Source organism: Dyadobacter luticola (assembly GCF_005860805.1).
Classification (GTDB): Bacteria; Bacteroidota; Bacteroidia; order Cytophagales; family Spirosomataceae; genus Dyadobacter; species Dyadobacter luticola.
Window position 1 is genome coordinate 262687 of sequence record NZ_VCEJ01000002.1, and the last position, 13941, is coordinate 276627.

Annotated in this window: 15 protein-coding genes; 9 read left to right on the top strand and 6 right to left on the bottom strand. The window is 46.1% G+C overall.

Features of this window, described 5'->3' with window-relative positions; genetic code table 11:
- Positions 1-39 precede the first annotated feature (39 nt).
- Positions 40-396: a helix-turn-helix domain-containing protein gene (locus FEN17_RS01040; RefSeq protein WP_138363465.1), complete on the bottom strand. Its 357-nt coding sequence runs from the start codon at positions 394-396 to the stop codon at positions 40-42.
- Between the two features lie 12 nt (positions 397-408).
- Positions 409-717, bottom strand: coding sequence for a type II toxin-antitoxin system HigB family toxin (locus tag FEN17_RS01045; RefSeq protein ID WP_138363466.1), 309 nt, complete (start codon positions 715-717; stop codon positions 409-411).
- Positions 718-894: 177 nt separating this feature from the next.
- Between FEN17_RS01045 and FEN17_RS01050 the strand changes: the two genes are divergently transcribed.
- A complete protein-coding gene (locus tag FEN17_RS01050) occupies positions 895-1650 on the top strand; it encodes an MBL fold metallo-hydrolase (RefSeq protein WP_138363467.1) in 756 nt (251 codons plus the stop codon).
- A 22-nt stretch (positions 1651-1672) separates the two neighbouring features.
- Here FEN17_RS01050 and FEN17_RS01055 read toward each other — a convergent pair whose 3' ends face one another.
- Together FEN17_RS01055 and FEN17_RS01060 are read right to left on the bottom strand one after the other, a co-directional pair.
- Positions 1673-2062 carry a type II toxin-antitoxin system VapC family toxin gene (locus FEN17_RS01055; RefSeq protein ID WP_138363468.1) on the bottom strand — a complete coding sequence of 130 codons (390 nt, stop codon included), beginning with the start codon at positions 2060-2062 and terminating at the stop codon, positions 1673-1675.
- The gene (locus FEN17_RS01060; protein ID WP_138363469.1) at positions 2053-2280 is read right to left on the bottom strand and encodes a hypothetical protein; all 228 of its coding nucleotides are present in this window, start codon (positions 2278-2280) and stop codon (positions 2053-2055) included. The genes FEN17_RS01055 and FEN17_RS01060 overlap by 10 nt, the downstream gene beginning before the upstream one ends.
- 137 nt (positions 2281-2417) lie before the next feature.
- On the opposite strand from FEN17_RS01060, the gene FEN17_RS01065 reads away from it, so the two are divergent.
- The 6 genes from FEN17_RS01065 to FEN17_RS01090 all read left to right on the top strand — a co-directional run bounded on the left by FEN17_RS01065 (position 2418) and on the right by FEN17_RS01090 (position 9853).
- Positions 2418-5129, top strand: a complete 2712-nt coding sequence (locus FEN17_RS01065) for a PQQ-dependent sugar dehydrogenase (RefSeq protein ID WP_229208635.1) — start codon at positions 2418-2420, stop codon at positions 5127-5129.
- 15 nt (positions 5130-5144) lie between these two features.
- Positions 5145-6671 (top strand): alkaline phosphatase family protein, encoded by a 1527-nt coding sequence (locus FEN17_RS01070; protein ID WP_138363470.1) that lies wholly within the window; start codon positions 5145-5147, stop codon positions 6669-6671.
- A gap of 196 nt (positions 6672-6867) precedes the next feature.
- Positions 6868-7221: a type II toxin-antitoxin system RelE/ParE family toxin gene (locus FEN17_RS01075; RefSeq protein ID WP_138363471.1), complete on the top strand. Its 354-nt coding sequence runs from the start codon at positions 6868-6870 to the stop codon at positions 7219-7221.
- Positions 7202-7507 (top strand): helix-turn-helix domain-containing protein, encoded by a 306-nt coding sequence (locus FEN17_RS01080; RefSeq protein ID WP_138363472.1) that lies wholly within the window; start codon positions 7202-7204, stop codon positions 7505-7507. Before FEN17_RS01075 ends, FEN17_RS01080 begins: the two co-directional genes overlap by 20 nt.
- 77 nt (positions 7508-7584) lie before the next feature.
- Positions 7585-7995, top strand: a complete 411-nt coding sequence (locus FEN17_RS01085; protein WP_138363473.1) for a Dabb family protein — start codon at positions 7585-7587, stop codon at positions 7993-7995.
- A 103-nt stretch (positions 7996-8098) separates the two neighbouring features.
- Positions 8099-9853: a glycoside hydrolase family 9 protein gene (locus FEN17_RS01090; RefSeq protein ID WP_138363474.1), complete on the top strand. Its 1755-nt coding sequence runs from the start codon at positions 8099-8101 to the stop codon at positions 9851-9853.
- Here FEN17_RS01090 and FEN17_RS01095 read toward each other — a convergent pair whose 3' ends face one another.
- Positions 9854-10072, bottom strand: a complete 219-nt coding sequence (locus FEN17_RS01095; protein ID WP_138363475.1) for a hypothetical protein — start codon at positions 10070-10072, stop codon at positions 9854-9856.
- Between the two features lie 128 nt (positions 10073-10200).
- Here FEN17_RS01095 and FEN17_RS01100 point away from each other — a divergent pair, with 128 nt between their 5' ends.
- Positions 10201-11559: an acyl-CoA dehydrogenase family protein gene (locus tag FEN17_RS01100; RefSeq protein ID WP_138363476.1), complete on the top strand. Its 1359-nt coding sequence runs from the start codon at positions 10201-10203 to the stop codon at positions 11557-11559.
- Between the two features lie 4 nt (positions 11560-11563).
- Here the strand turns inward: FEN17_RS01100 and FEN17_RS01105 are convergent, their stop codons facing one another.
- Complete coding sequence (locus tag FEN17_RS01105) at positions 11564-12934, bottom strand: thioredoxin domain-containing protein (RefSeq protein WP_138363477.1); 1371 nt, start codon at positions 12932-12934, stop codon at positions 11564-11566.
- A 445-nt stretch (positions 12935-13379) separates the two neighbouring features.
- Here FEN17_RS01105 and FEN17_RS01110 point away from each other — a divergent pair, with 445 nt between their 5' ends.
- Complete coding sequence (locus FEN17_RS01110) at positions 13380-13733, top strand: response regulator (protein WP_138363478.1); 354 nt, start codon at positions 13380-13382, stop codon at positions 13731-13733.
- The last annotated feature ends 208 nt before the right edge of the window (positions 13734-13941 follow it).

The following is a 13941-nucleotide window of genomic DNA, read 5'->3' on the forward strand; positions in this document are numbered from 1 at the left end:
TAACTCCCTTTTTAAACATTATAACGAAACTACATTCGATCAGCTGAGCAAAACTTGCGCAGGGATGCCAAGCTTCTCATGAAATATTTTTGCCAGTTTCAATGTAAGTGGCTTTTTTCTGTTTAGTAGTGCAGAAACGTAGCTTTTGCTTCCAACCCAATCTACCAAATCTTTGCTTCTCAGGCCTTTTTCGTCCATTTTCAGCTTGATTGCTTCAATCGGATCAGGTGACGGGACCACGTAATGTACATCTTCGTACGCCTTGATCAGCAGTAGCGCAATTTGAAGCTGGTTGCCTTCGTGGCTTTCAGGATCTGGCATTTTGTCAAATTGCTCGTCCACCCAGGCCAGCATGGTGTCGTACGCTTCTTCTGTTTTTATCGGTTTTAATTCCATCGGTTTTTTAGGTTAACTTTTATATTTCACTGTCTTAACATCCACTTTATCATACTCTGCATGTGTGCCAAACCATTTGATCTGGATTGATTTATATTCAAAAACCATCCTGACCACCAGCCGGTAATGGTTACCCATAATATTGAAAACCACCCGATTATCTCCAACAAGACTGGCATTTGGATACACTGATTTTAAATCGTGAAAACTGCCAAATTCAGCATCCGTCATTTCTTTATACCATTCTCTGAGTGCGTTTGAAGCTTGCGGATACAACATGCAATAGGCGAGCAGGGTTTTGCGGGCGATAATATTAAACATAACAAAGTTTACTATTAGTGAACAAATGTATTTCTTTTTTTTGATTCTACAATCTTCTTTTAGACGATACACTTATTCAGAAGTAACAGAAATTAAACGTTTAATTTTTAAATGGCCGAAACTGCCCGGGAACCGCTTAGAAACTTAACTTTGAGAAAAACAAAATCATCAAAAAATATGAAAACGTTATTTGCTCTGTTACTAGCTTTTATTGTTACAGCTTCCCAGGCGCAGCTTCCGTCGCCGGATGCGATAAAAACTTCAAAAGGGGATTTGAAAGTGCAGCCGCTCAACCACGCGACGATGGCACTAACCTGGAACGGAAAAACCATTTATGCTGACCCTTACGGCGGCGCAAAAACCTTTACTGGCATCGCTACGCCTGATTTGATTATCATCACAGACATTCACGGCGACCATTTCGACGTCGCTACGTTGGACGCGATCGATCTGGGCAAAGCCGTTATTGTGGCTCCCAAGGCAGTTGTGGATATGATGTCTGAAAAATTGAAAGCAAAAACGACGGTTTTGAACAACGGTCAAACTATTGAAAAGCTGGGCGTAAGCATTACCGCTATACCGATGTACAATCTGCCGGAAGCGGCGGATGCCAAACATACCAAAGGCCGCGGCAACGGGTATGTGTTGAAATTTGGTGATAAGTCGGTCTATATCAGCGGCGATACTTCGGGTATCCCTGAAATGCGTGCTTTGAAAAACATTGATGTAGCATTCGTTTGCATGAACCTGCCTTACACGATGGATATCAAGGAAGCGGCCTCAGCGGTGCTGGATTTCAAACCAAAAATCGTATATCCCTACCACTACCGAGGCCAAAACGGCTTCAGCGATACGGCGGCTTTCAAAAAATTGGTGAACGAGGGCGATTCGAAGATTGACGTGCGGTTGAAGGATTGGTATACGATCAAGTAAAGGTATTTATCAAGAAAGAAGCCTAGATAAGCAGCCGAAGGCCCGGGATACTTTTAAAGTGCCCGTCTCTTGTAAAAAGTGGCATATCGTAGACGACACAAATTGCGGCAATCCATATATCATTTTCAGGTATGGGGTTGCCGCTTTCCTTTAAATGTTTCTTGATAGTTGAATACTCAGACGCAACTGTTTCGACGGTATTTAAAATTTCGCAATCAGCGATAAATGCTTCGTATCTGGGTAAATTGTATAAAACACGGCTTGAATTTCTTGCTCCGAAAAGTAATTCTCCACATACAGTCACTGGAAGAAAAATGAGGTCGAATTGATTAAGGGACGCGATAGTAGCGGCATTGTTATTCAGGACTTCAATGGCAATGTTTGTGTCCATCGCAATTTTTCTTAATGCCATTCGCCATCAATTTTGCCAAATTCATCATTGATAATCTGAGTGATCTCCCTCGCAGCATCATTGTCGATAGTCCCGGCATGAGACAAAACCTGGTCAACATTGCTTCTAACGGGCATATTGGCTTTGAGCAGTTTTAGAAAATCGAAAAGTTGTGTTTGTAGGCTGCTGTTTTCTGAAATCAGCTCCACATCATTCTGAATTTGTTCTTGTATGGTCATCAGGATGTTTTTGTAGGTTACAGCAAGATAACAAATTTTGATTTTACTTAGCTCTTTCCCTCATTTTTAGGAAATTGCACATGGTCGAATTCATATTAGTTTTCTGCCATTAATTCCTAAACGCATCTCCTAATCTTGTGAAAAAATACCGATCCTTTGCCAGTTTGTTGATTGCGGGGTTATTTTGTCTGGCGTCTGTTTCCAGGAAACAACTTCTCACCTTTGACAAACTGAATCCTTCCAAAACCTCCCATATTCAATCCCAATCCCTAACCGGGCCGGATTCGAGCCGGTTTACCTACACGACGCTGGTGTCCGGGCTTGATGAGCCGATGGAGATCGCTTTGCTGCCGAATTATGACATTGTGATTGTGCAGCGGAAGGGGGGCGTCAGGTATTTTGACAACACGACCAAAGAGCTTTCGACCATCGCGCAGTTCAATGTTTTCAGCGGGATTGAAGATGGTTTGCTGGGCGTTGCTGCTGATCCTGATTTCAGGAATAATCATTGGCTATACTTTTATTACGGCGTCGCGGGCGACAAAAGCGTAAGCCATCTCGCGAGGTTTGAGCTGAAAGGAAAAGAATTGGTACAGTCTTCAAAAAAGGTTTTGCTGGAAGTGCCTACCCAGCGAAAATATTGCTGCCACTCAGCGGGTTACCTGACGTTTGATGCTGACGGACTTCTATATTTATCCATCGGTGATAATACCAATGCCGAAGAAATAGAAGGACATAACCCTACGGACGAGCGACCGGGACATGAACTGGCCGACGATCAGGGAGCGACCGCAAACAGCAACGATTTTCGGGGTAAGATCCTGCGTATCAAGCCCGAAGCAAATGGTGGATACAGCATTCCTGATGGCAATCTTTTTCCAAAAGATGGCTCGAAAGGCAAGCCGGAAATTTACGTGATGGGCGTCCGGAATCCTTTCCGCATTTCAGTGGATCCCAAAACCAAATTTGTTTACTGGGGCGATGTGGGGCCGGATACGGAAATTCCAGCCAGCGAAGGAAAGTTGAGTTATGACGAAATCAACCAGGCGCGGAAGCCCGGATTTTTCGGTTATCCGTACTTTCTGGGCGACAATGAGGTTTTTCCGGATTATGATTTTGAAACAAAAAAAGAAGGTCCGGGGAAAGATCCGCTCCGTCCGATCAACGATTCCCGAAACAATACCGGCTTAAAAGAGTTGCCGCCTGCCCAGCCAGCCTTTATTTGGTACGGAAAAGGCCCGTCCAAAAAGTGGCCGATGGTGGGAAAAGGTGCAGCGAGCGCGATGGCGGGGCCGGTTTATTACAGCGATCGCTACCCGAATGCTCCCTACAAACTGCCTGATTATTACAACGGAAAGCTCTTCATTTACGAGTGGATCAGGAAGTGGATCATGGCCGTGACGATGGATGCGCAGGGAAATTATGTGAGCATGGAGCCATTTTTGCCGCAGTTGAAGGTGGTCGCGCCGATGGATATGCGCATAGCACCAGACGGGGCGATTTACCTGCTGGCTTATGGTACCAACTGGTTTGCCCGAAATACCGATTCCGGCATTATCCGGGTCGAATATTCCGAGGGAAACCGCAATCCTGTGGCCAAAATGCATGTGGAAGGTAGTACAGTCGGGCCAGCGCCGCTTACATTGAAGGTTTCGGCAGCGGGTTCCAAGGATTTTGACGAGGGGGATAAACTGCGCTATCAGTGGAAAAGTAAGGCGGGCGAATCGCAGGGTGAGCAGGCGACATTGACTTTTAAAAATCCCGGTAACTACCAGATTGTGCTGACTGTGAGCGATCAAAACGGTGGTAAGTCGACGGCGACGACGGAGGTGAAAGTGGGGAACGCGCCGCCGGTTGTGAAAATTGAAACAACGGGCAATCGCAGCTTTTACTGGGATAATGCATCATTGACCTATAAAATCCAGGTCACCGATCGCGAGGATGGTAAAATTGATCCTGCAAAAGTGAAGACCAGCTTCAACTATTTATCGTTTGGAAAAGACCTGGCGAGCGCGCTGGCTTCGGATGGTCAGGATATGCAGTTTGCTTCTGCCGCAAAACTTTTTGCCTCGCTCGATTGTAAGTCGTGCCACACGATGGCGACCAAATCCATCGGTCCGGCTTTGAATGCAGTTTCGAAGAAGTATGAAAATCAGGCAGATGCGCAGGATTTTCTGGCTAAAAAAATCATTTTGGGAGGCAGCGGAAGCTGGGGTTCGTACCCGATGCCGCCTCACGCCGATTTAGCACAAAAAGACGCAAATGAGCTGGCAGGCTACATTTTGTCATTGACCAAAAATAAAAAAACGACTCCGCTGGCTGGTACCGTTGCTTTAAATGAACATACCGGAAAAGGGAATGAAGGTGCATACGTTTTGCTGGCGTCTTACACCGACAAAGGCGCAAATGGCATCGAACCGCTGAAAACTTCGGGCTACCTGGTTCTGAAAAATCCGCTCATCCAGTTTGAAGATTACCAGGAGGGTAATGTGGGCGTGACGATCGCGACGCAGAATACGGGTTTTGTGTCCTACATTTCGAACATTACCGATGGCAAGTATGCGCGTTTCAATGAAATTGATTTGAAAAATGTGAAATCGGTGCGGCTGCGCGTTCAGGAGCATGGGGCGGGCGGAACAATTGAAATACGGCAACATAGTAAGTCTGGAACATTGGTCGGCAAAGTGGATTTGCCGGCGGGGAATATTGTGGATTTAAAGCAAGGTTGGAAGGAAGTTGTTGTGCCTGTGAGCGGCGCGGCGGGTATACACGACCTGTATTTTGTTTTTAAAAATGAAAAGACGAAGGCCCAACTCTTTCACCTCGACTGGATGTATTTTGAAAATTAACCAAACTTTCAGGTAATGAAATTCAGGATCTTAGCCACCATTCTCATTCTTTCGTGCACATTTACTGCATTTGGACAAAGCAAAAAAGCCGCTGCAAAAGCTAAAAACAAAACACTCATTTTCTTCTTCGACGGTCTGCGGCCCGACTACATTACCGCAGAGCAAATGCCGAATTTGTTTGCTTTTAAAGAAAAAGCATCATTCAGCAAAAATCACCACAGCGTTTTTCCCACAGTAACCCGCGTCAATTCAGCATCTTACGCGACAGGCTCCTATCCCGGCACGCACGGTATTTTGGGCAATGCAGTCTATTTTCCAAAAGTTGATCCGGCCAAAAACATTGGGACGGGTTTCAACGATCTGAGCCGGGTTTCTGCCAGTTATGACTCACTACTTACCGCAGTTTCTTTGGGGGAAGCTTTGCAGGCGGCTGGCGAGAAAATGATGGTTTTCAGCTCCGGAACTACCGGGCAGGCCTTTTTGCAAAATCATAAAGTGAATGGTGCGATCATCAATCCCGACCTGATCCTCCCGGAAACTTTCAAGCCGCAGGTTATGGCTGATTTGGGCGAAATGCCTACCAGCACGTCGGGAGAATCCAACCGGCATAAGTGGGTGACCGATGCATTGTTGAAATATGGCTTGACTGAGACCGGCCCGCTGGTGAGTGCGATCTGGCTGTCGGACCCTGATGGCGCGGCGCACGAAAATGGCATCGGTTCGCCAGAGGCGATTGAGGCGCTGAAATTTGTAGACGAGCAGTTTGGAAGGGTTGTCAATGCGCTGAATGAACGGAAGTTGACCGATCGCTACAACATTATTATCTCAACGGATCATGGTTTCGTGACGCAGGTCGGCAGTATTAGTCTCAGCGATTTTTTGATTCAGGAAGGTTTGAAAAAAGATAAAGATTCGGACGATGTAATCCTGGCAGAAGGTAGCATTTATGTCAAAGACCGCGATCCTGAGAAGATTAAGCGGATCGTTGCAGCCTTGCAGAAGGAAGAGATTTTCGGTGCCATTTTCACAAAAGCGAAAACGCCGGGCGATAACCAGGGCTGGGTAGAAGGCACATTGTCCCTGGACGCGGTCCACCTCAACCACCCTCAGCGCAGCGGCGACATTCTGGTAGCGATGGATTGGAATGATCATAAAAACGACAAAGGTTACGATGGCTCGGATTATGTAAAAGGAAAAGCCGGGCATGGCGGTTCAAGTCCTTATGAAATCCACATCGCGCTTTTCGCGAAAGGCCCGGATTTTAAGGACGGCGCGACGACGGAATTGCCTACTTCCAACATTGACATTGTACCGACTATTTTGAGCATTTACAACCTGCCCGTTCCCGCCAAAATGGACGGTCGGCCGATTTTCGAACTTTTGAGAAAGCCGGGCAAATCTCCGGGAAATGCGACCAGGGAAATCGTTAAAACCGAAGTCAAATATCCTTGGGGTACTTACAATCTGTCGCTTGAAATGACGGTTCTGGGAAAATACCGGTACTTTGATTTCAGCCGGACGGAGCGTGTATTTACAAAGTAGCGATGCGATGTTCTTCTACTTCAAGGTTCTTGCAAAAAACTCCGACCGCATCTACTCTTAAATTCTGAGAACTTAGTCCACCAAAAAATTTCTGAATTTTTTCCGTTACCTCTCGTGCAGCCTAACGTCTAAACATAGAGACCGAAAATCTCTTATCTAAAAAGTTTCACTTTCGGACAACTTGGACTACCTTTGTATGAGGACAGAAAAACAGCAAGAGCGCACTATCATTTTTTACAAAAATTATTTTCGCGACTTTTTTCGAGAGCGAAAAGAGGCGGTTAGGAGCAAGATTATCTTAGCGCTGAAAGTAGTAGAGTCGACGCCTAGATTACCAGAATCAGTTTTTAAGCACATGGAAGGTACAAAAGGATTGTATGAAATCCGGCTTCGAACTGGTAGTGACATTTTTCGAATTTTCTGTTTTTTTGACAAAGGGAATCTGGTTGTTCTGGCAAATGGTTTTCAGAAAAAAGACCAGAAAACACCTCGAAGAGAGATTAAGAAAGCACTTAAAATTAAATCAGAATATGAAAGCGAAAGATCCTGATATTACCACTCTCGACGAATTTGTAGAAGAGTATTACGGCGCTGTTGGTACTCCCAAACGCGACGCGCTTGAAGCAAGGTTTGAATATTTTAAAGCAGGCTTTCTTTTACAAGAAGCCCGCCGCGCCAAGGGTTTGACTCAGGAAGAACTGGCTGCGAAGGTTGGCACAACCAAATCCTATATTTCGAAAATTGAAAATAACATTAAAGAAGCCAGGCTTTCGACATTGCAGCGGATTGTAGAAGTGGGTTTAGGCGGGCATCTGGAATTGTCGATCAGGCTTTAATTTTCGTTTCCTTAGTATCCTTGGCCAAATGATCTACCTAAAATCTTAAATATTTCCTGACCTCCGCGAATCATCTTATGACCAAGAAATCAAGACGCCAGTTTTTACAAAATGCCGGTATAGCCACTCTCGCCGCAGTTTCGCCTTTGGCTGCTGAATCAGAGCGGGTTAAAGAGCTTTTTATACACCACGTTCTGTTTTATCTAAAAGATCCCAACAACGCGCAGGATGAGGCTAAGCTGTTGGAAGGCCTCCATAAACTGGCCAAAGTGCCCAACATTGCGTATGTCCACATTGGTAAGCCCGCCGAGACGAGCCGGCCGGTGATTGTCAGGGATTATACGTTTTCGTGGATGTGTTTTTTTAAGAATATCATTGAAGAAGAGATTTACCAGACCCACCCAATCCATCTCGATTTTATCAAAGATTACTCCGGCTTATGGGAAAAAGTGGTCGTATATGATTCCGTAGGGCCAAAAAAGGTTTAGTGATTGCCGCCAACACTTTCATTATTACAGCTTGCAATCGGATAAAAAGGTAAAGAGCTGCCCGAAATGTCTTTCCTTTTTATCATCGAAAAACCCTGAAAACATGAAGCGCTTCTCCCAAACTCTTATTCTGATATTTGTAATGCTGGTGTGTGCGCAAATACTTAACGCACAGGATTTTGCTGCGGATATCAGACTGAACCAGATCGGTTTTTATCCCAAAGCTGAGAAAATTGCGGTGGTTGTCGGGGAAAAGAATACCGCTTTCGAAGTAAAAGATTTTAAAACTGGTAAATCGGTCTTTAAAGGAAAGCTGAGCGAACCAAGAACTAGTCAGCATTCAGGAAAAATAAGTCGGATTGCCGATTTTTCGAAGTTTCAACAGTCCGGAAAATATCAGATTGAGGTGGCTGGTCTGGGAAAATCGGCGCCTTTTGAAGTGAAGGAGCACATTCACCGCCAGGTTGCGGAAGCTGCTTTGAAAGGCTTTTATTACCAGCGCGTTTCGATTGATTTACCAGAAAAACTTGCCGGGAAATGGGCGCGGCCGGCCGGGCATCCCGACGACAAAGTATTGGTTCATGCTTCCGCAGTTTCTGAAAAACGTCCGGAAAATTCAGTAATCGGCTCTCCAAGAGGCTGGTATGATGCCGGTGATTATAACAAGTACATTGTTAATTCCGGGATCACGATGGGTACGTTGCTCTCGCTGTACGAGGATTATCCAACGTTTTTTGACGATTTCAATACCAACATTCCTGAAAGCAACAACGGTGTGCCTGACCTGCTCGACGAGGCGCTCTGGAACCTGCGCTGGATGCTGACCATGCAGGATGCGGCCGACGGTGGTGTTTACCACAAACTAACCAACACGCGTTTTGATGGAATGGTGATGCCGGATGCTGCTAAAAATCCGCGATATGTAGTCCAGAAAAACACAGGGGCAACATTGGATTTCGCAGCCGTGACAGCGCAGGCGGGGCGCATTTTGAAAAATTTTGAAGACAAATTTCCTGGACTTTCCGATTCCTGCATTGTCGCAGCGGTGAAAGCGTGGGAGTGGGCTAAAAAGAATCCGGACATTTATTACAACCAGGATGAGCTGAATAAGAAGTTCGATCCCGACATTGTTACCGGCGCTTACGGCGACCGCAGCGCTGCCGACGAATGGATCTGGGCAGCTGCTGAAATGTATGCGACTACCGGGAAGCCGGATTATTTGAAAGGAATTGCACTGCAAACCGACAAACCGATGCCGCTGCCTACGTGGAGTCAGGTGCAGGCGCTTGGTTATTATACTTTGCTAAGATTCAGTGACAAAATAAAGGTCGAAAGTGCGCTTTCTAAACAACTTAAAACGGTTGTCACCCAGTTCTCCGATCAGCTGCTGATCGATCTTGAAAAACAGCCTTATCACACTGTGATGGGGAAAAATGCAAAAGATTATTCCTGGGGAAGCAGCTCCGTCGCCGCCAACCAGGGTGTTGCCTTGCTCTATACATTCAACCTTACCAAAAACCCGAAATACAGGCAGGCGGCCCTGGGTAACCTGGATTATCTGCTGGGAAGAAATGCGACAGGATATTGTTTTCTGACGGGTTTTGGCTCGAAACGGGTGATGCACCCGCACCACCGGCCATCGATTGCGGACGGAATTGTGGACCCGGTTCCTGGCTTACTTTCCGGCGGACCTAACCCGGGTCAGCAGGACAAATGCACAACTTATACCAGCAAATTTGCCGATGAATCGTTCACCGACAATGATTGCTCGTACGCATCCAACGAGATCGCGATCAACTGGAATGCACCGATGGTGTACCTTGCAGCCGCCATCGAAGCATTGATGGATGCAAAATAATCAGGGCTTCCCTTTTTTTACGGAAACCGTCGGCGGTGTTTCGTTATAACCTTTATTATCGGTCATATTTTCCGATTCCGACTCATTGATCGCCTCTTTTTTGAGGGTTTTTGCAGGTTTCCGGCTGTCGTCGTCATGCCTGCTTTCGTCGTGTGGCCCTGATGGTGACGGAGTTGATCCTTCAATTTCTTCCTCTTCGTTTTTGGTTTGCTTGCTCATGGTAATGGTGTTTTTGTGAAAATTGACAAAATCTGTTCCCGTGCTTCGCGTTTCCCTACCGGGCAGCGGAATAGATTTGGCGTCGCGCGGTCTTATATGTGTATTAAGTCAGATAAAAAATCTCCGCCATGAGCATATTCCAATCATTTTCTCACCTCCGAACACTTCTTAAAACAGTCGATATCAACGCCGTAGCAAAACTTTCCCAGAAGGTTGATCTTGGTAAAATGATGGGTATCGTCTCCAAAATGAGTGAGGAAGATCTGGGGAAAATGTTGAAGTTTATGTCTGCCGGATCGGGGAAAAAACATGCGCCGCCCGCGGTCAACGGGGATTTTTATGAACTGGGCGAAACGCTTCTGCCCCAGGAAAAAGAGACGGTAGCCAAGGTGCGCGCATTTATGGAAACCGAAATCCGGCCGATCGCCAATCATTACTGGAATAATGCCCATTTTCCGATGCACATTATTCCGCTGATGGCGAAGCTCAACATTTGCGGGCTTACCTACAAAGGCTACGGATGCGCCGGTCGCTCGGCTTTGCTGGAAGGATTTATTGCGATGGAAATGGCCCGGGTGGATTCTTCGATTTCTACGTTTTTTGGCGTGCACAGCGGCCTGGCGATGGGCTCGATTTACCTCTGCGGCTCCGAGGAGCAGAAGCAATACTGGCTGCCCATTATGCAAAGAATGGATATTATCGGTGCATTTGGCTTGACCGAACCGGAAGTCGGCTCTGGTGCCGCCGGCGGACTTACTACTATCTGCAAACGTGAGGGCGAAGAGTGGGTGATCAACGGACAAAAGAAGTGGATCGGCAACGCAACATTCTCCGACATTACCATCATTTGGGCACGAGATCTGGCTGATAATCAGGTCAAAGGGTTTATTGTCAGAAAAGAGAATCCTGGTTTTAAGGCGGAGAAGATGGAGGATAAAATGGCACTTCGGACGGTCCAGAATGCGTTGATTACCTTGACAGACTGCCGGGTAGCGGAGGCTGACCGCCTTCAAAATGCCAACTCATTTAAAGATACAGCTAATGTTTTGAGGATGACACGCGCCGGAGTAGCCTGGCAGGCAGTGGGTTGTGGCCGCGGCGCCTATGAATTAGCATTGAAGTACACTTTGGAAAGAAAGCAATTCGGCCGTCCCATCGCCGGTTTTCAATTGGTACAAGACCTGCTCGTAACCATGCTCGGTGACCTGACTGCAATGCAAACGATGGTTTTCCGCCTGTCGCAATTACAGGATAGCGGCGTGCTCACCGACGAACATGCCTCGCTCGCGAAGGTTTTTTGTACATTAAGAATGCGCTCCATCGTAGACCACGCCCGTGAGTTGTTCGGCGGAAACGGTATTCTGCTCGAATACGACATTGCGCGGTTTGTGGCCGATGCGGAAGCCATTTATTCTTATGAAGGCACGAAAGAAATCAATTCCCTGATTGTCGGCCGGGCGATTACCGGGGAAAGCGCTTTTGTTTGAAAAACTACAAGGTCCCTGACTTCATTTTATTGAGCGTACTTTCAAAAGAATTGGAAGTCATACCCGTGGCTCTTTGCGCTTCCAAAGCTTTGGTTTGCCACTCTACTGCCTCAGTCCGGCGGTCGAGCTTGTATAAAATGTGGGCGTAAGTGTCCAGATAGCCCGGATTTCCGGTAGACGGCTTCTGCGTTTTGTGCGCCATCACCGCATCAAAAAGCTCCATCGACTTTTGCGACCACGTCAGTGCACGTTCTAGCATTTCTTTGGAATTTGCCCACTCATACACCCGCCAGGCCTGATTGTTCAATTCCAAATGAAAATATTGTGACGGAGGGGCTATGCCAAAACTTTGTGTAACGTTCCCCTCTTTGAAGTTGGGCCGCTGCGCCATCATTTTTTTGACTTCCAGATCGTCCATCGCAATCAGGGAGTCAATTTTAACATTGAGATAGTACCGGTTGATGAACATGATCACTTCCGACATATAATTGACCGTGTCCTTCACCGCATGATAATAATTGAGCATCGTGTTATGGAAAGCCCTGGTACCCAGATTGTCGTCGGGCATGTAAGACGTTCTCGTAAACTGCGCGACCTGATGCGCCAACTGAACGTCCTTTTTTACCACGGCATTTCTGAAAGTGCTGCCAATAATGCTGTTATTCATCGCGATGGCGTCGTTTTTGCTTGAAAGCCTGTAAATGCTGTCCAGTAAAGTCGGCCTGGTGTTCGTCCTTATTTTTTTATAGGTTTCGCTATCCAGTGACGGCCCTTGCAGGTATATAAACTTGATTGTCTGAAAGTTATTCAGCGAATCGACGGGTAGGCTGGTGACATATTCATCCAGCAACTGATTCGCCGGTAATTTTGCCTCGCGTCTTTTCAGTATATATTCTTTTAAAAACTGGCCGCCCCGCTCGCCGCTGCTGTATTCTTTGTCGTAATCCAGGAGCTTTTTCGCGCCCCGCCGGCCCAATGCGGCATCTGCATGCTCGGCATAGATCATAGCGGAGTTGGTCGAACCGTTGTATCGGTTGAGGATATTGCCGTCGCCGTCCACAAAAAGCGATAAAAGTGCACCCCGGATCTGAAATTTTTCGGCCAGTTTCCGTCCGTTTTCAGTCTCCACATTGCTTCTGATCGACACGAAATTGTTCTCAAATTTCTCTTTCAGAAGTGAATTGGAAAAACCCTGCGTAGCGACTTCGTTGCACTGTTCGCATTTGCTGTCTTCCAGGTGAATAAATATCAGTTTTTTCTCCGCTTTGGCTCTTTTGGAAAGCTGTTCCCAGCTGGTTTCAGGGGCTACGAAATTGATCTGTGCCTGGCAGATGTTGGCTAAAATCAGCGTGATGGAGAGTAGTAGTAGTTTCATGAATGAGCGGTTGATGTTCGACATCCAAATATAAAATTTTATATGTAACCGCTCGTGTTGTTAATGTTAAAAGTGAGATGATGCAAGCAAAAGGGCAAATAAATACGGAACAAAAAAATTAACCCTATGAAGTATATCTACTAACTGCTTCGCTATCAGGCGGAGAACATTTGGCCGACTACCGGTTAGATCAGCGTCACAAAAAATTAAATCCGTTTTCGGGATGAAAGTGAAGAAAAAGATTGAAATTTGGTTTGAAATTTGACCGTTGACTAAGATTAATCAAAATCATTCCATTGATTACTAATGATATAGGTTTTCGCTAAAAGCCTGTGGCGAATTTCATTGAATATTGAATAAAAAAATGCTTATGGCAACATAAGCCCACGTTCCCGTTACTTGACTTAATTACTACGCGTTCCGTAAACCCCGGCAGAAAATGGCTATGAGTATACTCTACGTTGATCATGAGATCAATAACCTCAATTCTTTTAAAGCAACTTTCAGACGAGATGCGGAAGTGCATGTTGCTAGTTCGACAGCCGAGGGGATCAGAATATTGGGAGAGAGAAAGATCGACGTCATTTTTGCCGACCACCAGATGCCCGAAATGACCGGCCTGGAATTTCTGAAACTTGCCTCCACACAGTATCCTGCCGCAGTTCGTGTACTACTGACCGGTACGGCTTATACAGACGAGTTCAGGTTTGCGGCCGGAAAAGGTTATTTTCATAAATACGTCAACAAGCCCTGGGATGAGCAGCAACTGCGTCATCTCATGCTATCGCACCTGCGGTAAGCTATTTTCAAATCTACTTCTGAATTTTTTTCTGCAACGCCGCAGCGCGTGCACCGAACTTGCTGTCTTTCCGTGGAATACCTCTGTATTCTTCGTATAATGCGCTATTCGGGTCAGAAAAAAATTGCTTTACGAATATTTGTTGAAATTATATTCGCTACATTGTGATTTCAATGTTTGACTATATCCTTCATCTTTTGCCGAAAGG

Bases quoted from the DNA above. Each gene is read 5' to 3' on its own strand.
- FEN17_RS01040 (WP_138363465.1), bottom strand. From the start codon at position 396: ATGGAATTAAAACCGATAAAAACAGAAGAAGCGTACGACACCATGCTG.
- FEN17_RS01045 (WP_138363466.1), bottom strand. From the start codon at position 717: ATGTTTAATATTATCGCCCGCAAAACCCTGCTCGCCTATTGCATGTTG.
- FEN17_RS01050 (WP_138363467.1), top strand. From the start codon at position 895: ATGAAAACGTTATTTGCTCTGTTACTAGCTTTTATTGTTACAGCTTCC.
- FEN17_RS01055 (WP_138363468.1), bottom strand. From the start codon at position 2,062: ATGGCATTAAGAAAAATTGCGATGGACACAAACATTGCCATTGAAGTC.
- FEN17_RS01060 (WP_138363469.1), bottom strand. From the start codon at position 2,280: ATGACCATACAAGAACAAATTCAGAATGATGTGGAGCTGATTTCAGAA.
- FEN17_RS01070 (WP_138363470.1), top strand. From the start codon at position 5,145: ATGAAATTCAGGATCTTAGCCACCATTCTCATTCTTTCGTGCACATTT.
- FEN17_RS01075 (WP_138363471.1), top strand. From the start codon at position 6,868: ATGAGGACAGAAAAACAGCAAGAGCGCACTATCATTTTTTACAAAAAT.
- FEN17_RS01080 (WP_138363472.1), top strand. From the start codon at position 7,202: ATGAAAGCGAAAGATCCTGATATTACCACTCTCGACGAATTTGTAGAA.
- FEN17_RS01085 (WP_138363473.1), top strand. From the start codon at position 7,585: ATGACCAAGAAATCAAGACGCCAGTTTTTACAAAATGCCGGTATAGCC.
- FEN17_RS01090 (WP_138363474.1), top strand. From the start codon at position 8,099: ATGAAGCGCTTCTCCCAAACTCTTATTCTGATATTTGTAATGCTGGTG.
- FEN17_RS01095 (WP_138363475.1), bottom strand. From the start codon at position 10,072: ATGAGCAAGCAAACCAAAAACGAAGAGGAAGAAATTGAAGGATCAACT.
- FEN17_RS01100 (WP_138363476.1), top strand. From the start codon at position 10,201: ATGAGCATATTCCAATCATTTTCTCACCTCCGAACACTTCTTAAAACA.
- FEN17_RS01105 (WP_138363477.1), bottom strand. From the start codon at position 12,934: ATGAAACTACTACTACTCTCCATCACGCTGATTTTAGCCAACATCTGC.
- FEN17_RS01110 (WP_138363478.1), top strand. From the start codon at position 13,380: ATGAGTATACTCTACGTTGATCATGAGATCAATAACCTCAATTCTTTT.